This window comes from Rhodococcus oryzae (assembly GCF_005049235.1).
Taxonomy (GTDB): Bacteria; Actinomycetota; Actinomycetes; order Mycobacteriales; family Mycobacteriaceae; genus Rhodococcus_G; species Rhodococcus_G oryzae.
The window spans coordinates 594,142-612,017 of record NZ_SUMD01000001.1 but is presented as its reverse complement, the minus strand read 5'-3'; the positions used below and the strand labels follow the sequence as shown (position 1 = coordinate 612,017).

The window sequence follows — 17,876 nt, the reverse complement described above, 5'->3', positions numbered from 1 at the left end:
CGATCACTCGACCCGCAGGCGCGCCTCGAACTCGCGCTCGAGCACCCGCCACGCCTCCGACTCGGCGTCGAACGGCGGGTTCGGTGCCAGTCGGGTTGGGTCGGGGTTGAGCGTGTACGAGACGTACCAGCCGAGCGGGGTGGAGGCGGCGAGAGCCTGCTCGGTGGAGTCGTCGTCCGCGTAATCGGCTGCATCGGTGAACAGTTCGACCGCGAGGTCGAGCTGGTCCGCATCGACCGACTGGGGTCCCTGCGCGAGATCGTCCGCGAGGCCGGGCAGCACGTAGACGTTCTCGTCGGTGACCTCGATCTCGAGCGCACCGTCGACCGCCGCGGTCTGCACGTCCGAGTAGGTGCTCACCTGTGCGAGGTCGTGGTCGTGGTTGTCGGCCAGGTAGCGGGCAAGCGCGCGCTCCGAGGTGAAGACCAGGATCCGGCCCGACCTGCCCAGGAAGATCGGGTCGTCGTCGAGATAGCACCGCAGCGTGTAGTACTCGGCGGCCGAGGTGATGATCTTGATCGGATCGATGCCGACCGACGCCCAGAACGTCTCTTCCTCCGCGGCAAGGGCGATCGGGTCGACGGTGTCGTCGTCGAGGTCGACCGTCATGAACTCGAGGTCGTCGTCGTCCTCGTCGGATTCCTCCGCTGCGTCCTCTGCGTCGACGATGTTCTCCTCGGCGGCAAGGATTTCGGCCTCGGCGACCGCGACGGCGGCCTTGTCGACCTCAGGGGTCGCGACGATCGCGTCGATCGCGTCGAGCACGTCGTCCCAACCGCTCGCGACCGCCGTGCCGATCTGGACCCACAGCTCCTCGCCGTCGCGGCCCGCGAAGGCGTTCACCCCGCCGGGCAGCGCCCCGAGGACGGGATGGCCGCCGAAGAACTTGGTGACGGCGTCGAGCTCGCACACCTCGCCGATGGTGCGCACCATCTCGAGGGTCTCCTCGAGCTCGGCGATGGTCAGGGCGTCCGGATCCCCCGCGGCGAGCTCGGGTACGCCGACCAGGTCGTAGACGTGCGTCTCGTCGGGTTCCAGCTCGGAGGCCCCCAATGCCGACAACGTCGACCAGGACGGGTGCTCGACCAGGTCGTTGTCCGAGTTGGTGCGGGTGAACGCGGCCAGTTCGGCGACCGATTCGAAGGCGTAGAGATCCTCGTCGTGACCGAGGAACGCCTCCCACTCGTCGTCCCCCTCGCGCCACCGGGGAGCCCACAGCGTGACGAGGTCGCCATCGGTGAGACCGAGCTGGATCGGGACGATGTCTCCTGCCATGGCTGGCAGCCTAGTCGGTGAACGCGGCCTGCAGCGACGCCAGTATCCGTTCCCGGCGGTCGGCCACCATCTGGGCCGCCCTTGCCGCGGTGGCGGTGATCATCGCCGCGAGCTCACGGGAGTCGACATGGGCGATCGACTCGGAGATCCACAGGCCGCTCATGCCGCCGTTCTCGTGGACCTCGACGCTGACCAGTCCCGACTCGTGGGTCACCCGGGCCCGCGCGCGGGTGAGGTCGTGCAGCGCGTCCTCGAGGCTGTTGGCCAGGCCGGTGGCACGCTCGACCACGAGGTCCATCTGGTGTCCGCTGTTCACGGCGTCACCGTCCTTCGTTCGCTCACAGTGCCGTCGGTGTGTCGCTCGCTCACAGTTGCCGCATCCAACTCGTTGGGGCGGCCTCTTCATCGTCCTCCTGGTACGCGGCGGCGGCCAACTCGTTCCTGGTCGGCAGGCCGAGCGCGTCGAGCACCTCGGCTGGCACGCCCTGCTCGGTCAGGTCGGCGCGCCTGCGGACCTTCGCCTCCGCCGTGGCGCGCGTACAGACCTCGAGGATCGAGGCGGCCAGTTGCGTTCCGCCATAACGGAGTTCGCGCTGGTCGATGTGGATCGCCAGGGGTAGGCCCTGATCGGTGGCGCGCACGGTGACGGTTCCCGCACGGTTTCCCACCGTCGCGACCGCGACCTCGTCGGCGCTCATTCGGTCGGCCTGTAGAAGCCCTGGAAGCCCATGCCGATGTTCTCGGTGCGGACCGAACTCACCTGCACCGGATCCCCGGCCTCGACCATCTGACCGTTTCCGATCACCATCGCGACGTGGCCGTCCCAGACGGCGAGGTCGCCGGGCTGCAGGTCGGACTGGCTCACCGGGACGCCGACGTTCTGTTCCTGGGCGAGCCGGGGGATCTCCACGCCCGCCTCGCCGTACGCCCACTGGGTGAGTCCGGAGCAGTCCAGGCCCTGGCCGGGAGTGGTGCCACCCCACTCGTAGGGCACGCCCTGCTGGCTGAGCGCGTTGCGGACCGCGTCCGCGGCCTCCCGGTTCGGCGCCATCGCGGTGCTGCCGTCGGGAAGGAAGATCTCGACGCCATCGCTGCTGCCGAGCGAGTCCGAGCTGCTGCCGGTTCGCTGGCGGGTGGGGGCCTTGCCGATCTCGGGGGGAGCGGTGCCCGCGCCCCGCCCGAGCGGGTTGCCGCCCCCGAGCCCGCGCCCGGGCTGGCCCATCGCACCGCTGAAGCCGGAGTAGGCGTTGCTCGGAGCCGACGAGGCGGCGTTGCTGAAGCTGTTGCCGAAGCCGCTGAAGGCGTCGCCGCGCTGCTGCAGGGAGGACGCGGGAGTGGTGGTGGCGCCCGCGGATGCCGTGGGGCGGATCGGGGCCTGCGCGGCACCGGGGTCCGCGGGATCCATGGACTGCTCGGGCGCGGTCAGCGCCGTCATCTTCGCGGTGTGCGCGGTCAGCTCGGCGCGGACCCGGGCGACCACCGTCAGCCCACGGGAGAGGTGATCGATCGCGGCGGCGATGATCATGATCTGGCCGGGCGGGGTGGTGAGCGTGGGGCCGGCCGCGACGGCGACCGAGATGAACGACTGCAGGATGCCCTCGAGCTCGACCATCCCGGTGTTCACGTCGCGGGAGGCGACCGTGAGGACCCCGGCGATCTCGTTGCCCCGGTCGGAGAGCTGAACCTGCTGGGCCTGGGCCTGGTCCGCCTTCGCCACCGCGGCATCGGACGCGACACCGGTCCACACGCCGCCGAGTTCGGCGATGCCGAGTTTGCCGACCGCGTACGCGGAGTCCAGCGCGATCGAAGCGATCTTCATGGCATCGGCCGGTCCGCCGGACGGCATCACGCCGGTGCCGAACGTCTCCACGAGTTCGATGATGGGGCGGGCGAGGAGGTCGATCCCGATCATGCTCAGGCCTCCAGTCCGTTGCCCGTGGCACTGAGTCCGGTGGCCGCGCCCAGGTCCGCGGAGTCGTACGCCGCGGCCGAGGCGTGCGCGGCCTCGCTCATGCTGCCCAGGGTCCGCGCGAGGTTCGTCAGCGCGGCCGCGTGGCCGCCGTGCGCCGCCGCGAAGGCGGCGACGAAATCGCCGCCGATCAGCCCGAAGGCGGGTCCGAGCAGGACGGGGCCGGCCGCCGCCGTCCCGATCGCGGCGGTCTCGACCTGCGCCGCCATCGACGAGGCCGCCGCGCCGTAGGCGCGGATGCCCTCGGTCACGGCCGAAAATTCACTCATGTCGTTCCCCCGGGGTCAGAACTGTGCGTTACATGGTTGGACGCCCCCGACGCCGTTCCGGTTCCATCGACACGAATTCCCCGCATATTCTTTTCGCCATGGACACCCACGTGGTTGATCACCCGCTCGCCGCCTCGCTGCTGACCACGATGCGCGACGCGGGCACCGACAACCCGACCTTCCGCTCCGCGCTGCGCGAGCTGACCCAGATGCTCATCTACGAGGCCATCCGCGACGCCGAGATCGAGGAGTTCGAGGTGCAGACCCCGGTCGCGCCCGCCCGCGGGGTCCGGCTGGCCACCCCGCCGTTGCTGGTGCCGGTGCTGCGTGCCGGGCTCGGCATGGTCGAGCAGGCGAGTTCGTTGATCCCACAGTCGCAGGTCGGCTTCGTCGGCATGGCCCGCGACGAGCAGACCCATCAGCCGGTCCCGTACCTCGAATCGCTGCCCGACGACCTGTCCGGGATCCCGGTGTACGTGCTCGACCCGATGCTCGCCACCGGTGGCTCGATGGTGCGCACCATCGAACTCCTCGTCACCAGGGGAGCGGTCGACATCACCGCGGTGTGCGTTGTCGCAGCCCCGGAAGGCGTCGCGGCCCTGAAGGACTCGGGATTCCCGGTTCGGTTGGTCACCGCGAGCATCGACGAGGGACTCAACGACGACGCGTACATCGTCCCCGGTCTCGGCGACGCGGGCGACCGGCAGTTCGGCCCGCGCTGGATCTGAGCGTCACAGTTCGCGCGCGTAGTCGCGCAGCTCGCCCAGTCGGCTCTCGGCCTCGGCACGCGCCCGGTCCAGGCCGGAGCGGTCGTCGACGTCCACGACGACCTCGAGGTAGCACTTGAGCTTGGGCTCGGTCCCGGACGGCCGCACCACCATTCGGGTGCGTTCGCCGCGCAGCACGACCGCGTCGGTGCGCAGTGCGCCGCGCCGGGCCAGCAGGTCCTCGGCTGTGACCTCATCTCCGGCCAGGGAAAGCGGCAGGTCGGCACGCAGTCGGGCCATCAGGTCCGCGAGCTCGCCCTGGTGCCCGACCCGCCGCGACACCTGGTCGCCCGCGTGCACCCCGAATTCGACCGCGTAGTCGTCGAGGACGTCCGGCAGGGACCGGCCCCGCGCCTTGAGTCCCGCGGCCAGGTCGGCCACCAGCGCGGCAGCGGAGATCCCGTCCTTGTCACGGACCGCCTCCGGGTCGACGCAGTGGCCGAGCGCCTCCTCGTAGGCGTAGACCAGACCCGCGCCCGCCCGGACCAGCCACTTGAAGCCGGTGAGCGTCTCGGCGAACCGGGCGCCCCTGGCCGCGGCCACCTTTGCGAGCAGTTGCGAGGACACGATCGTGGTCGCCACGAGGACATCTGGGCCTGCGGTGCCAAGCACGTGGTCGCCCAGCAGGACGCCGGTCTCGTCGCCGCGCAGCATCCGCCACCCGTCGGGTCCGGGGACGCCGACCGCGCACCGATCCGCGTCCGGGTCGAGCGCGATCGCCAGGTCGGCGCCGACGCTCTCGGCGAGCTCGAGCAGGGCGTCGGTGGCGCCGTCCTCCTCGGGATTGGGGAACCGCACGGTGGGAAAGTCGGGGTCCGGAGCGAATTGGCTTGTCACGGTGTGCAGATCGGTGAAGCCGGCCGCGGTCAGGGCCGCGACCGCGGTGTCCCCGCCGACGCCGTGCAGCGGGGTCAGCGCGATGCGAAGGTCCCGATTGCTCCCGTGCGGGAGCGCGGCCACCCGCGCGAGGTACTCGGTGAGCAGCGCGTCGTCGGTGGGAGTGGCGGGAGCCCGCGGAACCGTGAGGGCGGGACCGACCGCCGCGATGGCGTGCTCGATCTCGCGGTCGGCGGGCGCGATGAGCTGTGCCCCGCCGTCGGTGTACACCTTGTACCCGTTGTCCGTTGCGGGGTTGTGCGAGGCGGTGATCTGGACTCCCGCGGCGGCGCGGAGCCTGCGGACGGCGAACGCCAGCACCGGCGTCGGCAGCGGCCGGGGCAGCACCACCACGTCGAATCCGGCGGCCGCGAGCACCTCCGCGGTCGCGGCGGCGAATTCCCGCGAACCGTGCCGCGCGTCCCTGCCGACCACCACGGTGGACCCGCCGAGGCAGCGGGCCTGCAACCAGGACGCCAGCCCGGCGGTGGTCCGGACGACGGTGTCGACGTTCATCGCGCCCGGCCCCGGCCCCAGCGGTCCGCGCAGTCCGGCGGTGCCGAAGGTCAGCGGCGTCCCGCTCGCGTCCACCACTGTCTCGTCCGTCACAGCCGGCCGACCAGGTCGCGGAGCAGTTCGCCGATCCGGGCCGCGGACGCGGCACCCGCCGCGAGCACCTCGGAGTGGTCGAGCGGCTCGCCGGTGATGCCTGCGGCCAGGTTGGTCACCAGCGACAGCCCCAGCACCCGTGCGCCGATCGCCCTGACCGCGATCGCCTCGTGCACGGTCGACATCCCGACCAGGTCGGCGCCGAGCACGCGCAGCATCCGGATCTCGGCGGGCGTCTCGTAATGCGGTCCCGGCAGTCCCGCGTACACGCCCTCGGCCAGTGTCGGGTCGATCCGCCGGGCGAGCGCGCGGAGGTCGGGGGAGTACGCGTCCACCATGTTCACGAACTCGGCGCCCACCAGCGGCGACCTGGCCGTCAGGTTCAGATGGTCGGAGATCAGGACGGGTGTGCCGACACTCATGCCCTCCCGGATCCCGCCCGCCGCGTTGGTCAGGATCACGGTGCCCGCGCCCGCGGCGCATGCGGTCCGGACCGGGTGCACCACCCGGGTGAGGTCGTGCCCCTCGTAAGCGTGGGTGCGACCGAGCAGCAGCAGCACCCGGGTGTCGCCGACGCGTACCGAGCGCACCTGGCCGGCGTGCCCGGACGCGGACGGAGCGGCGAACCCTGGCAGGTCCGTCATCGGCACCGTGGCGGTCGGGACACCGAACGCATCCGCGGCGGCCTGCCAACCGGAGCCGAGCACCACCGCCACGTCGTGGGCGGGTACACCGGTGCGTTCGGCGAGCACACTCGCGGCCCGGGCCGCGGTGCCGAACGGGTCGGCGACCAAATCGGAATCGTCCATGGCCGCTATTGTGCCCATATGCCATTTCTTGAGCGCGACGGCGACGTATTCATCCTGTACCTCGGTGCCGAGGGTCAGACGGACAGCGAGAACCGCTTCCATCCGGACTGGATCACCGAGATCCACGCGAAGCTGGACGAGGTCGAGGCCCACGAGGGTCCCGCTGCCCTGGTCACCTACGCCACCGGCAAGTTCTACAGCAATGGTCTCGACACCGATTGGCTGTTCGGCAACCTCGACAAGTCGCACTGGTACCTGGACCAGGTGCACACCGTGTTCACCCGGCTGCTGACCTTCCCGATGGTCACGGTCGCCGCGGTGCAGGGCCACGCGTTCGGGGCAGGCGCCATGCTCGCCACCTCGCAGGACCTGCGCGTGATGCGCGCGGACCGGGGCTTCTACAGCCTGCCGGAGGCGGCACTGAACATGCCGTTCACCATCGGCATGAACGCGCTGATGACGACCGCCCTGCCCCGCCAGACCGCGGTCGAGGCGATGACCACCAGCCGCCGGTACGGCGGACCGGATGCGCTGGCGGCCGGGATCGTGAACCAGACGGCGGACGGCGACGGCGTGTTGGCCGCCGCGGTGGCGCGGGCGGCGGCGTCGACGGCGCTGCACGGGCCGAACCTTGCGGGGATCAAGTCCGGTATCCACCGGCCGGTCGTCGAGGCCTTCGCCGTGCCGACGGATCCGTCGAACCTCAGCTTCGGCTAGCCATCGGGCTCGAGCGGCGGGTGACGCCGGACACGGATGAGATACTGGAGCCGTGAATTCGGAAGTGGTCGGTACGGTCGCGACAGCGGCGTCCGACCTCGTCGCGCTGTCGCATTCGATCCACGCGGAGCCGGAGCTCGCTTTCGAGGAGCATCGCAGCGCCGCAAAGGTCGCGGAACTGCTCTCGCAGCGGGGTTTTGACGTCGAGTCGCCGGTGGCCGAACTGCCGACGGCGTTCACCGCCAGTTTTGGCAGCGGCGACCTGGTCATCGGGATCCTCGCGGAGTACGACGCGCTGCCGGAGATCGGACACGCCTGCGGGCACAACATCATCGCGGCATCCGCGGTCGGCGCGGGCCTCGCGCTCGCGCCGCTCGCGGATCGCCTCGGTATCACCGTCCGGGTGATCGGCACCCCCGCCGAGGAGAGCGGCGGCGGCAAGGTGCTGATGCTCGAGCGCGGTGTCTTCGACGACCTCGGTGCGGCGATGATGGTCCACCCGGGCCCCGAGGACATCGCGGGTGCCACCTCGCTCGCGATGGCCGATCTGGCCGTCGTCTTCAGCGGCCGCGAGGCGCACGCCTCGGCATCGCCGCAGCTCGGACGCAATGCGGCCGATGCGGCCACCATCGCGCAGGTGGGTCTCGGACTGCTCCGTCAGCACCTGTCCGCGGGCCAGCAGATGCACGGGATCGTCAGCGACGGCGGGATCGCGCCGAATATCGTGCCCGCCAGGACCGAGATGCACTACTACCTGAGGGCGCAGACCGCGGATTCGCTCACCGAACTGACGGAACGGGCGCTGGCCTGTTTCGAGGCGGGCGCGCTGGCGGCCGGGTGTACGCACGAGATTCGTACCGTCTCACCGAACTACACCGAACTGCGGCCCGATCCGTGGCTGGTCCGGTCCTATCGTGAACTGATAGTGGAGATGGGGCGCAGTCCGTTGGCCCCGGCATTGGAAGGATCGCGTCCCTTGGGCAGCACAGATATGGGCAACGTCACGCACGTGTTGCCGGGGATCCACCCCGTGATCGGGATCGAGTCGGGCGGTGCGGCCACCCATCAACCGGCGTTCGCCGCGGCGTGCGTGACCGAGTCAGCTGACCGCGCGGTCCTCGACGGCGCGGTGGCGCTGGCGGGCACCGCGATCCGTGCGGCGACCGATCCCGAACAGCGAGCGCGCCTGCTCGACGGCGCACAGCGGCGGGGGGTGGGCAGTCGATGACCGAGTGGATCGACCGCTGGGTCGCCGACCACACCGCAGACCTCTCGTCGTGGCGGCGCCACATCCACGCGCACCCGGAGCTGGCCCGGCACGAGTACGCCACCACCGAGTTCGTCGCGACCCGCCTGATCGCGGCCGGCCTGGCACCCGAGATCCTTCCCGGCGGAACCGGTTTGACCTGTGACATCGGCCCGGACGGCCCGCGGGTCGCGCTTCGGGCCGACATGGACGCGCTGCCGCTCCAGGAGGCCACCGGAGCGCCCTACGCGTCGACGGTCACCGGGGTCTCCCACGCGTGTGGCCACGACGCACACACCACCATCCTGCTCGGCGCGGGCCTGGCGCTCGCCCAGGCACCGGACCTGCCGGTCGGGGTGCGGCTGATCTTCCAGCCCGCCGAGGAGGTGATGCCCGGCGGCGCGCTGGATGCGGTGGCCGCCGGAGCTCTCAAGGGCGTGTCGAGAATCTTTGCGCTGCACTGTGACCCACGGCTGGAAGCGGGCCGCGTCGGCGTCCGGCTCGGTGCGATCACCTCCGCGGCGGACACCGTCGAACTCATCCTCGATTCCCCGGGTGGGCACACCTCCCGACCGCACCTGACCACCGACCTGGTGTATGCCCTCGGCACGGTCATCACCGGGCTGCCGGGAATGCTGAGCAGGCGGATCGATCCGCGCACGAGCACCGTGATGGTGTGGGGCGCGGTCACCGCGGGGCAGGCACCGAATGCGATTCCCCAGTCGGGCAGGCTGATCGGGACCGTCCGGACCGGCGACCACGACACCTGGGCGCTGCTCGAACCGATGGTCCACGAGATCGTGGACGGTCTGCTCGCGCCGACGGGGGTGCGCTATCAGCTCAACTACCGGCGCGGCGTGCCGCCGGTGGTGAACGACGAGGACTCCACCCGGATCTTCGAGAGCGCGATCGCCGCGATCGGACCGGACGCGAAATCGGACACCCCGCAGTCGGGCGGCGGCGAGGACTTCTCCTGGTATCTCGAGGAGGTTCCCGGCGCCATGGCCCGGCTGGGGGTGTGGTCGGGAGTCGGGCCGCAGCTCGACATCCATCAGCCGACCTTCGACCTGGACGAGCGGGCGCTCGGGGTCGGCGTCCGGGTGCTGGCCAACCTGCCGCTGGCCGCGGCGGGCGTTCTCTAGGTGGTGTAGCCGGGGGTCCCGGGGCCCACGTTGCGGCTGTTGCGGGTTCGCAGATCGCGGACGTACTCGGCGGGCGCTCCCGCGATCTCGGCGGCCTCGGCCATCACACCGAGGTAGCGCGCGGAGGGCAGCCCGCCCTCGTAGGCGTCGAGGACGTAGAGCCAGGCCAGCACCGGTTCGCCGTCGGTGTCGACGCGGATCCGGATCTTGCGGTGGATGCCGAGCTCGGAGCCCTCCCACCGGTCGAGGCTCACCTCGTCCTCGTCGGGCACGTCGTAGAGCACCACGAAGACGCTGGAGTCGGGGTCCTCGACGACGGTGGCCAGTGCGCCTTCCCAGCCGATGTCGCCGCCGCTGAAGGTCAATCGCCAACCGTGCAGCCAGCCCGTTCCCGCCATCGGCGAGTGCGGGCAGCGCTTGAGCATCTGCTCCGGATGCATGTTGGATCCGTAAGCGGCGTAGATCGGCACGGCGAAAGCCTAAACCCCGTCGGGGTGACTGCAGAACCGCACACAGCAAAACGAAACCCGTTCGCCGCAGGGAACCGGTGCCGACGTGCGTCGGAAGGGGCCGGTGCAATAGCGTGGAACGCACCGACACCTTGCGTAACAGCTCCCGAACAACTGGAGGATGAATGACCCGGATCGTGATCATTGGCGGCGGACCGGCCGGGTATGAGGCGGCGCTCGTCGCCGCCCAGCACGGTGCGTCGGTTTCGCTGATCGATTGCGACGGGGTCGGCGGTGCCTGCGTGCTGTGGGACTGCGTGCCGTCCAAGACGTTCATCGCCTCGACCGGGGTGCGCACGGACATGCGCCGGGCCACCGACCTGGGCATCAGCCTCGAGCCGTCCCAGGCCACCATCTCGCTGCCGCAGATCCACTCCCGGGTCAAGAGCCTCGCGCAGGCCCAGTCCTCGGACATCAGGGATCGGCTCCAGACCGTCGGCGTCGAGCTGCTCGCCGGGCACGGGGAGCTGATCGACCAGGAGCTCGGGATGGCGGCGCACCAGGTCAAGGCGACGCTGCACGGCGGCGGCGAGCAGGTGCTCGACGCCGACGTCGTGCTGATCGCCACCGGCGCGAGCCCCCGCATCCTGCCGACCGCCAAGCCGGACGGCGAGCGCATCCTGAACTGGCGGCAGCTCTACGACCTCGATTCGCTGCCCGAGCACCTGGTGGTGGTCGGTTCGGGCGTCACCGGCGCCGAGTTCGTCTCCGCGTACACCGAGATGGGCGTCAAGGTGACGATGGTCTCCAGTCGCGACCGGGTGCTGCCGCATGAGGACGCGGACGCGGCCCTCGTCCTCGAGGAAGCGCTGTCCGAGCGCGGTGTGACCCTGGTCAAGCACGCCCGCGCCGATTCCGTCGAGCGCACCGCGGACGGCATCGCGGTGACGCTGGCCGACGGTCGGGTGGTCACCGGCAGCCACGCACTGATGACGGTCGGTTCGATCCCCAACACCAACGATCTCGGGCTCGAGCGGGTGGGCATCGAGCTCGACCCGGGCGGCTACCTGCGGGTGGACCGTGTCTCGCGGACGTCGGTGTCGGGGATCTACGCGGCAGGCGACTGCACCGGCCTGCTGCCGCTGGCCTCCGTCGCGGCGATGCAGGGCCGGATCGCGATGTACCACGCCCTGGGCGAGGGGGTCAGCCCCATCAAGCTCAAGACCGTCGCCTCGGCGGTGTTCACCCGCCCCGAGATCGCCACCGTCGGCGTCAGCCAGGCCTCGATCGACGACGGCGAGGTGCCTGCGCGCACCGTGATGCTCCCGCTGAACACCAACCCGCGGGCCAAGATGTCGGGACTGCGGCGCGGCTTCGTGAAGATCTTCTGCCGCCCGGCCACCGGCGTGGTGATCGGCGGGGTCGTGGTGGCCCCGACCGCATCGGAGTTGATCCTCCCGATCGCCATCGCGGTGCAGAACAACCTGTCGGTGAACGATCTGGCGCAGACCTTCTCGGTGTACCCGTCGCTGACCGGATCGATCACCGAGGCCGCCCGCCAGTTGATGCGCCACGACGACCTCGACTGACCTCGTGGGTCCCACGATATGAAACGCAGGGTTCATATCGTGGGCCCGCCTGTGTGATAGTCGATGGTGCCGGCCGCGACCATCGGCCCCCGCTTCGGCGCCTCCCGCCCCGCAGACCCGGGACGACCAGGTGTTTCTGCCTCGTCCTTTCCCCGTCTGCCCCGGGAGGTCTCATGTCCCCGTCCCCGCACCCCGCGTTCGCGCGCCGCATGAACGGGCTCCGCAGCTCGGCGATCCGGGATCTGCTCACCATCACCGCCCGCCCCGAGATCGTCAGCCTGGCAGGCGGGCTGCCCGACCCCGAGCTCATTCCGCGGGAGCGGATCCGCGAGGCGAGCGAGGCGGTGCTCGCGCGACCGGACGCGGTCCAGTACACCGAGACCGCGGGCTGGTTCGGCCTGCGCGAGGTGATCGCAGCGCGGGAGTCCGCGGCCGGATCGCGCCCGGTTGACCCGCGTGAGGTGGTGGTGACCCACGGGTCGCAGCAGGCGCTGAGCCTGCTCGCCCAGGTGCTCCTCGACCCCGGCGCCACGGTCGTCGTCGAGGAACCCGCCCACACCGGGGCCCTCCAGGTGTTCCGCCTCGCCGAGGCGAGGATCCTCACGGTGCCGCTCGACGCGGACGGAATGCGCACCGACCACCTGGAGGAGCTCCTCGCCGCGGGGGAACGGCCCGTGCTGGTGCACACGGTGAGCAACTTCCACAACCCCGGCAGCGCCACGATGTCCGTCGCGCGCAGGCGGCACCTCGCCGCGCTCGCCGAGGCGTACGGATTCTGGGTGATCGAGGACGACCCGTACGGCGAGATCTGGTTCGACGCCGCGCCGCCCGCACCGGTGGCGGACCACTCGGACCGGGTCATCCGGCTCTCGAGCGCGTCGAAGATCCTGGCGCCCGCGCTGCGGGTCGGGTGGCTGCGTGGCCCGCGCGCGGTCAGCGAGGCCGTCGAGTTGGTCAAGCAGGGCGCGGACCTGTGCGGCGGGGCGCTGACCCAGCAGATCGCCGCGACCATGCTGGCAGACGGACCGTGGCTGACCGGGCACCTGGAGCGGATCCGCGCCGTCTACGGCGCCCGCGCCGGGGCGCTCGCCTCCGCCGTGACCGGCGCGTTCGGTGACGCCGTGTCCGTGACGGAGATCGGCGGCGGCATGTTCTGCTGGCTCGAGTTCCGCGACGGCACCGACACGGAGCTGCTCCTGGCGGCCGCACTCGACCACGGCGTCGCCTTCGTGCCCGGATCGGCCTTTGCCGTCGGCGGTGACCATCGGGGCACCGCGCGGTTGTGCTTCACCACCAACGACGAATCGACCCTGGGTGAGGCGGTCGGCAGGCTGGCGGCGGCGCACGGAGGCCGCTGAGCGACCGGCGGGCCTAGTCGACCCAGTCGTAGGTCCGCTCGACGGCCTTGTTCCACTCCCGGTACAGCCGATCGCGCTCGGTCGCGGCCATGGTCGGCTTCCAGGTGCGCCCGACGGCCCAGTTGTTGCGGATGTCGTCCTCGCCCGCCCAGAACCCGACCGCGAGCCCGGCGGCGTAGGCGGCGCCGAGCGCGGTGGTCTCGTTGACCACCGGCCGGATCACCGGGACGTCGAGGATGTCCGATTGGAACTGCATCAGGATCTCGTTGAGCACCATGCCGCCGTCCACCTTCAGTGCGGTCAGCTCGACACCGGAGTCGGCGAGGCACGCCTCGAGGACCTCGCGGGTCTGAAAGGCGGTGGCCTCCAGCGCGGCCCGTGCGAGGTGCCCCTTGTTGACGAACCTGGTCAGCCCCACGATCGCCCCGCGCGCGTCGGGGCGCCACCGCGGCGCGAACAGACCGGAGAACGCGGGCACGAAGTACGCCCCGCCGTTGTCCTCCACGCTGGCGGCGAGTCCCTCGATCTCCTTGGCGGAGTTGATGATCCCGAGGTTGTCGCGCAGCCACTGGATGAGCGATCCGGTGACCGCCACCGAACCCTCGAGCGCGTACACGGCGGGCGCCTCGCCGATCCGGTAGCAGACGGTGGTGAGGAGCCCGTTGCTGCTCGGCATCGGGGTGGTGCCGGTGTTGAGCAGCAGGAAGTTGCCGGTGCCGTACGTGTTCTTGGCCTCACCGACGCTCAGGCAGGCCTGCCCGAAGGTGGCGGCCTGCTGGTCGCCGAGGATGCCCGCGATCGGCACCCCGGCCAGGGTGCCCCGCTCGCGAACCTGCGCGTACACCTCGGAGGAGCTGCGGATCTGCGGCAGCATCGAGGTCGGGATCCGGAACTCGGCGCAGATCTGTTCGTCCCATTCGAGTGTTCGCAGGTCCATCAGCATGGTCCTGGACGCGTTGGTCGGGTCCGTGACGTGCAGTCCGCCGTCCGCGCCGCCGGTGAGGTGCCACAGGATCCAGGTGTCCATCGTGCCGAAGCAGAGGTCACCCGCCTCGGCTCGCTCGCGGGCCCCCTCGACGTTGTCGAGGATCCAGCGGATCTTGGGGCCGGAGAAGTAGGTGGACAGGGGCAGCCCGGTGCGCTCGCGGTAGCGTCCTGGCCCCTCATCGCCCGCGAGTTCGGTGCAGAGTTCGTCGGTGCGGGTGTCCTGCCAGACGATCGCGTTGTACACCGGCTTGCCGGTGCGGCGGTCCCAGACGACGGTGGTCTCGCGCTGGTTAGTGATACCAACCGCGGCGATGTCGTGCCGGGTCAGATCCTTCTTGGCCAGGGCGGCCGCGACGACCTCGCGGGTGGCCCGCCAGATCTCCTCCGGATCGTGCTCGACCCACCCCGCACGAGGGAAGATCTGCTCGTGTTCCTTCTGAGCGGAGGCGACCACCAGCCCGTCATGATCGAAGATCATGCATCGGCTCGAGGTGGTGCCCTGGTCGATCGCGGCGACATACACGGCTAAAAGCTACTAAAGCGCGCCTCACAATTCACGTCGATCGTGAGACGGCGCCCTTCCCTGGCGTCGTCCCGGTGCTGCATACCACCCGTTCGAGGCAGCGAAGACCGGTCGACATGGCCTAGCCTTGGTGCTGATTCGTCGACAACTCACAGGAGCATGCGTTGAGCAAGCAATCGGGAGCACAGTTTCTGGGCCCGCAACAGCGCAAGGATGCGTGGGACCAGCTGGGATCCGAGCAATTCGACATCGTCGTCGTCGGTGGCGGAGTCGTTGGCTCCGGCATTGCGCTCGATGCCGCCACCCGGGGGCTGCGCGTCGCCCTTGTCGAGGCGCGCGACTACGCCTCCGGTACCTCGTCGCGGTCGTCGAAGATGTTCCACGGCGGCCTGCGCTACCTCGAGCAGCTCGAATTCGGACTGGTGCGTGAGGCTTTGCGCGAGCGCGAGCTCTCGCTGTCGACGCTGGCCCCGCACCTCGTCAAGCCGTTGCAGTTCCTGTTCCCGATCACCCACCGGGTGTGGGAGCGCCCGTACATGGCGGCCGGGATCTTCCTCTACGACACGATGGGCGGCGCCAAGTCGGTGCCTGCGCAGAAGCACCTCACCCGCTCGGGCGCGCTCCGCCTGGCACCCGGCCTCAAGCGGAACTCGATGGTCGGTGGGATCCGCTACTACGACACCGTCGTCGACGATGCCCGCCACACCATGACCGTGGCCCGCACCGCCGCGCACTACGGCGCGGTGGTCCGCACCTCGACGCAGGTGGTCGGATTCCTGCGCGAGGCCGACCGGGTTTCCGGTGTGCGGGTGCGGGATTCGGAGGACGGCAGCACCACGGAGGTCCGCGGTCACGTCGTGATCAACGCCACCGGTGTGTGGACCGACGAGATCCAGGCGCTCTCCAACCAGCGCGGGCGGTTCCGCGTGCGTGCGAGCAAGGGCGTGCACATCGTGGTGCCCCGCGACCGGGTGGTCAGCGAGGCGGCGATCATCCTGCGCACGGAGAAGTCGGTGCTGTTCGTGATCCCGTGGGGAAACCACTGGATCATCGGAACCACCGACACCGACTGGAATCTGGACCTCGCCCATCCGGCCGCCACCAAGGCGGACATCGACTACATCCTGGGCCACGTGAACAAGGTGCTGGTCACCCCGCTGACCCACGACGACATCGACGGTGTGTACGCCGGACTGCGGCCGTTGCTCGCGGGGGAGAGCGACGAGACGTCCAAGCTCTCGCGTGAGCACGCCGTGGCGCGGGTCGCGCCGGGACTGGTGGCGATCGCCGGTGGCAAGTACACCACCTACCGGGTGATGGCGGAGGACGCCGTCGACATGGCCTCCGAGGACATTCCGGCCCGCGTCGCGCCCTCGATCACCGAGAAGGTGCCGCTGGTCGGGGCGGACGGATACTTCGCGTTGGTGAACCAGACGACAGCGGTCGGCGAGCAGTACGGGCTGCACCCGTACCGGGTCAAGCACCTGCTCGACCGGTACGGTTCGCTGATCCACGAGGTGCTCGGGCTCGCTACGGAGACACCGGAACTGCTGCAGCCGATCACCGATGCGCCCGACTACCTCCAGGTCGAGGCGGTGTACGCGGCCGCAGCCGAGGGCGCGCTGCACCTCGAGGACATCCTCGCGCGGCGCACCCGGATCTCGATCGAGTACGCGCACCGCGGGGTGAACTGCGCCGAGCAGGTCGCGCAGCTGGTGGCGCCGGTCCTGGGCTGGGACGCGGCCACCGTGGACCGGGAGGTGGAGACCTACCGGGCGCGGGTCGAGGCGGAGGTCCATTCGCAGGCGGAGCCCGACGACTCCGCGGCGGACGCGCTGCGGGCCGCCGCGCCCGAGGCAAGGGCGGAGATCCTGGAGCCGGTGCCGATCTCGCGCTGATCGGTTGCGCCGGGGGTCAGTGCGTCAGCACGAGCTTCACCGCGACCACGGCGATCGCGACGAAGGCCAGCAGGCTGCAGGCCACCAGGGTGTGCCTGCTGAGCTTCTCGCCGCGCAGGCGGGTCATGACGATGCCGAGGCCGGCGATGCGGCTGACCACCCAGAGTTCGGCGAGCAACAGCGCGGTCTGTCCCTCGAGCACGCCGAGGGCGTCGAGCCCGACCACTGCTGCCGGGACGAGTCCGGAGGTCAGCACCGGCACCGAGTCGCGGAGCTCCTCGAAGTGCTCGGATCGGGTCAGCGGGCGCCCGATTCGGGCGCTCCTGCCGACCGACTCGGCGAAGGCATGCGCGATGAAGGTCGACAGCACGGTGCCGATGACCACCATGGCGGCGTGCGAGGTGCTGGCGTCGTGCAACGGGATGAGGGCGGTGAGCACCAGGACGTTGCCGTAGACGTACGCGCTGATCCGACTCGCCGAGTCCTCGACGTCCAGGGGTGTTCGCTCCATGGACGTAGAGCTTTCCACGTCCGGTCGGGTCAACGCGTGCGGACCACGGTCGAGGGAACCGAACGAGCGGCGAGGTCGGACAGGGCCATGGCGGCCAGGACGATGAAGACGAGCGGGAATGTGATCATGCCTCAAGGATCGCGAGCGAACCCTTGACGCACATCAGCGCCAGGTGTGAACTCGCTGAGAGTCGTGTCATCCCTGAGGGGTACGCAGACCGGCGGTGAGCGTCCGGATGCATCGCGCGACGATCTCGGCGGGAGTGCCGTCGTTACCGGCCGCCACATCCGAATCCGCCCAGGTCTGGATGGCGATGCGCATCGCGGTGTTGCCTGCCACCGCCATCAGCCGCACGTCCAGCGGGTCGGCCTCTGGGCCCATCAGGTCACGCAGGACCTCGACGAGCGACTCCTCCGTGTCGTGGACGATCCGGAACCAGACGGACTCGAGTCCGGGGTCGCCGGGAATCGCCCGGAAGAGTTCGTGCGTCAGCCGCAACGAATCGACGCCTGCCCGGTCGGTGCGGGAGAGGGCGCGGCGCGCGGACCGCTCGAGTGCCTCGGCCGCGGGGAGGTCCCTTGGGCCACGGGCCAGGTCGTGGATCCAATCCCGGACACCGCCCGCGAGCATCGGGGTGACCGCCTCCTCCTTGGTCCGGAAGTACCGGTAGAAGGTCCGCAGGCTGATCCCGGCGGCGGTCGCGATGTCCTCGGCGGTGACCGCCGATGCGCCCCGAGCGGCGAACAGCTCGGCCGCGCAGTGCGCGATCTCGAGCTGGGTCTGGAGTCGCCGTCGCTCGGTGAGAGGGAGGGGGGCTTGTGCGCCGGGGTCCGCCATGGACACCATCATGGCACGTTGTGCCATCTCGGCGTAACGTGCAGC

18 protein-coding genes are annotated in these 17,876 nt (G+C 70.4%); 7 read left to right on the top strand and 11 right to left on the bottom strand.

Annotated elements, in window-relative coordinates; all coding sequences use genetic code 11:
• Positions 1-3: 3 nt before the first annotated feature.
• From FCG67_RS02760 to FCG67_RS02740, 5 genes are read right to left on the bottom strand one after another with little or no spacing between them, the layout of a single operon-like run.
• Positions 4-1,275 (bottom strand): primosomal protein, encoded by a 1,272-nt coding sequence (locus FCG67_RS02760; protein WP_136906865.1) that lies wholly within the window; start codon positions 1,273-1,275, stop codon positions 4-6.
• Between the two features lie 10 nt (positions 1,276-1,285).
• The gene (locus FCG67_RS02755) at positions 1,286-1,591 is read right to left on the bottom strand and encodes a YbaB/EbfC family nucleoid-associated protein (protein WP_169310424.1); all 306 of its coding nucleotides are present in this window, start codon (positions 1,589-1,591) and stop codon (positions 1,286-1,288) included.
• A gap of 49 nt (positions 1,592-1,640) precedes the next feature.
• Positions 1,641-1,973 carry a hypothetical protein gene (locus tag FCG67_RS02750; protein WP_136906861.1) on the bottom strand — a complete coding sequence of 111 codons (333 nt, stop codon included), beginning with the start codon at positions 1,971-1,973 and terminating at the stop codon, positions 1,641-1,643.
• Positions 1,970-3,187 carry a C40 family peptidase gene (locus FCG67_RS02745; protein WP_136906859.1) on the bottom strand — a complete coding sequence of 406 codons (1,218 nt, stop codon included), beginning with the start codon at positions 3,185-3,187 and terminating at the stop codon, positions 1,970-1,972. Before FCG67_RS02745 ends, FCG67_RS02750 begins: the two co-directional genes overlap by 4 nt.
• A gap of 2 nt (positions 3,188-3,189) precedes the next feature.
• The gene (locus FCG67_RS02740) at positions 3,190-3,513 is read right to left on the bottom strand and encodes a type VII secretion target (protein ID WP_136906857.1); all 324 of its coding nucleotides are present in this window, start codon (positions 3,511-3,513) and stop codon (positions 3,190-3,192) included.
• A 98-nt stretch (positions 3,514-3,611) separates the two neighbouring features.
• Between FCG67_RS02740 and upp the strand changes: the two genes are divergently transcribed.
• The gene (gene upp / locus FCG67_RS02735) at positions 3,612-4,241 is read left to right on the top strand and encodes a uracil phosphoribosyltransferase (RefSeq protein WP_136906855.1); all 630 of its coding nucleotides are present in this window, start codon (positions 3,612-3,614) and stop codon (positions 4,239-4,241) included.
• Between the two features lie 3 nt (positions 4,242-4,244).
• Here upp and FCG67_RS02730 read toward each other — a convergent pair whose 3' ends face one another.
• Together FCG67_RS02730 and FCG67_RS02725 are read right to left on the bottom strand one after the other, a co-directional pair.
• Positions 4,245-5,765 carry a phospho-sugar mutase gene (locus FCG67_RS02730; protein WP_281282314.1) on the bottom strand — a complete coding sequence of 507 codons (1,521 nt, stop codon included), beginning with the start codon at positions 5,763-5,765 and terminating at the stop codon, positions 4,245-4,247.
• The gene (locus FCG67_RS02725; RefSeq protein ID WP_211243086.1) at positions 5,762-6,574 is read right to left on the bottom strand and encodes a purine-nucleoside phosphorylase; all 813 of its coding nucleotides are present in this window, start codon (positions 6,572-6,574) and stop codon (positions 5,762-5,764) included. The genes FCG67_RS02730 and FCG67_RS02725 overlap by 4 nt, the downstream gene beginning before the upstream one ends.
• 18 nt (positions 6,575-6,592) lie before the next feature.
• Between FCG67_RS02725 and FCG67_RS02720 the strand changes: the two genes are divergently transcribed.
• From FCG67_RS02720 to FCG67_RS02710, 3 genes are read left to right on the top strand one after another with little or no spacing between them, the layout of a single operon-like run.
• Positions 6,593-7,291, top strand: a complete 699-nt coding sequence (locus FCG67_RS02720) for an enoyl-CoA hydratase/isomerase family protein (RefSeq protein ID WP_136906851.1) — start codon at positions 6,593-6,595, stop codon at positions 7,289-7,291.
• Positions 7,292-7,343: 52 nt separating this feature from the next.
• Positions 7,344-8,519: a M20 family metallopeptidase gene (locus tag FCG67_RS02715; protein WP_136906849.1), complete on the top strand. Its 1,176-nt coding sequence runs from the start codon at positions 7,344-7,346 to the stop codon at positions 8,517-8,519.
• A complete protein-coding gene (locus tag FCG67_RS02710) occupies positions 8,516-9,679 on the top strand; it encodes a M20 family metallopeptidase (protein ID WP_077040964.1) in 1,164 nt (387 codons plus the stop codon). Before FCG67_RS02715 ends, FCG67_RS02710 begins: the two co-directional genes overlap by 4 nt.
• Here FCG67_RS02710 and FCG67_RS02705 read toward each other — a convergent pair.
• Positions 9,676-10,149 carry a gamma-glutamylcyclotransferase family protein gene (locus FCG67_RS02705; RefSeq protein ID WP_136906847.1) on the bottom strand — a complete coding sequence of 158 codons (474 nt, stop codon included), beginning with the start codon at positions 10,147-10,149 and terminating at the stop codon, positions 9,676-9,678. The genes FCG67_RS02710 and FCG67_RS02705 overlap by 4 nt on opposite strands.
• A gap of 164 nt (positions 10,150-10,313) precedes the next feature.
• Here FCG67_RS02705 and FCG67_RS02700 point away from each other — a divergent pair, with 164 nt between their 5' ends.
• Together FCG67_RS02700 and FCG67_RS02695 are read left to right on the top strand one after the other, a co-directional pair.
• Positions 10,314-11,717, top strand: a complete 1,404-nt coding sequence (locus FCG67_RS02700) for an NAD(P)H-quinone dehydrogenase (RefSeq protein ID WP_136906845.1) — start codon at positions 10,314-10,316, stop codon at positions 11,715-11,717.
• Between the two features lie 173 nt (positions 11,718-11,890).
• On the top strand, positions 11,891-13,075 hold the full coding sequence (locus tag FCG67_RS02695; protein WP_246044755.1) for an aminotransferase-like domain-containing protein: 1,185 nt from the start codon (positions 11,891-11,893) through the stop codon (positions 13,073-13,075).
• Between the two features lie 13 nt (positions 13,076-13,088).
• On the opposite strand, the gene glpK is transcribed toward FCG67_RS02695, so the two are convergent.
• Positions 13,089-14,585 carry a glycerol kinase GlpK gene (glpK, locus tag FCG67_RS02690; protein ID WP_281282313.1) on the bottom strand — a complete coding sequence of 499 codons (1,497 nt, stop codon included), beginning with the start codon at positions 14,583-14,585 and terminating at the stop codon, positions 13,089-13,091.
• 164 nt (positions 14,586-14,749) lie between these two features.
• On the opposite strand from glpK, the gene glpD reads away from it, so the two are divergent.
• Positions 14,750-16,483, top strand: a complete 1,734-nt coding sequence (gene glpD, locus FCG67_RS02685; RefSeq protein WP_136906843.1) for a glycerol-3-phosphate dehydrogenase — start codon at positions 14,750-14,752, stop codon at positions 16,481-16,483.
• 16 nt (positions 16,484-16,499) lie between these two features.
• On the opposite strand, the gene FCG67_RS02680 is transcribed toward glpD, so the two are convergent.
• Together FCG67_RS02680 and FCG67_RS02675 are read right to left on the bottom strand one after the other, a co-directional pair.
• On the bottom strand, positions 16,500-16,994 hold the full coding sequence (locus FCG67_RS02680; protein WP_136906841.1) for a hypothetical protein: 495 nt from the start codon (positions 16,992-16,994) through the stop codon (positions 16,500-16,502).
• 195 nt (positions 16,995-17,189) lie between these two features.
• Positions 17,190-17,858 carry a TetR family transcriptional regulator gene (locus FCG67_RS02675; protein ID WP_246044754.1) on the bottom strand — a complete coding sequence of 223 codons (669 nt, stop codon included), beginning with the start codon at positions 17,856-17,858 and terminating at the stop codon, positions 17,190-17,192.
• Positions 17,859-17,876 lie beyond the last annotated feature (18 nt).

Bases quoted from the DNA above. Each gene is read 5' to 3' on its own strand.
- FCG67_RS02680 (WP_136906841.1), bottom strand. From the start codon at position 16,994: ATGGAGCGAACACCCCTGGACGTCGAGGACTCGGCGAGTCGGATCAGC.
- FCG67_RS02695 (WP_246044755.1), top strand. From the start codon at position 11,891: ATGTCCCCGTCCCCGCACCCCGCGTTCGCGCGCCGCATGAACGGGCTC.
- FCG67_RS02750 (WP_136906861.1), bottom strand. From the start codon at position 1,973: ATGAGCGCCGACGAGGTCGCGGTCGCGACGGTGGGAAACCGTGCGGGA.
- FCG67_RS02745 (WP_136906859.1), bottom strand. From the start codon at position 3,187: ATGATCGGGATCGACCTCCTCGCCCGCCCCATCATCGAACTCGTGGAG.
- upp (WP_136906855.1), top strand. From the start codon at position 3,612: ATGGACACCCACGTGGTTGATCACCCGCTCGCCGCCTCGCTGCTGACC.
- FCG67_RS02725 (WP_211243086.1), bottom strand. From the start codon at position 6,574: ATGGACGATTCCGATTTGGTCGCCGACCCGTTCGGCACCGCGGCCCGG.
- FCG67_RS02710 (WP_077040964.1), top strand. From the start codon at position 8,516: ATGACCGAGTGGATCGACCGCTGGGTCGCCGACCACACCGCAGACCTC.
- FCG67_RS02740 (WP_136906857.1), bottom strand. From the start codon at position 3,513: ATGAGTGAATTTTCGGCCGTGACCGAGGGCATCCGCGCCTACGGCGCG.
- FCG67_RS02675 (WP_246044754.1), bottom strand. From the start codon at position 17,858: ATGGCACAACGTGCCATGATGGTGTCCATGGCGGACCCCGGCGCACAA.
- FCG67_RS02760 (WP_136906865.1), bottom strand. From the start codon at position 1,275: ATGGCAGGAGACATCGTCCCGATCCAGCTCGGTCTCACCGATGGCGAC.
- FCG67_RS02720 (WP_136906851.1), top strand. From the start codon at position 6,593: ATGCCATTTCTTGAGCGCGACGGCGACGTATTCATCCTGTACCTCGGT.
- FCG67_RS02700 (WP_136906845.1), top strand. From the start codon at position 10,314: ATGACCCGGATCGTGATCATTGGCGGCGGACCGGCCGGGTATGAGGCG.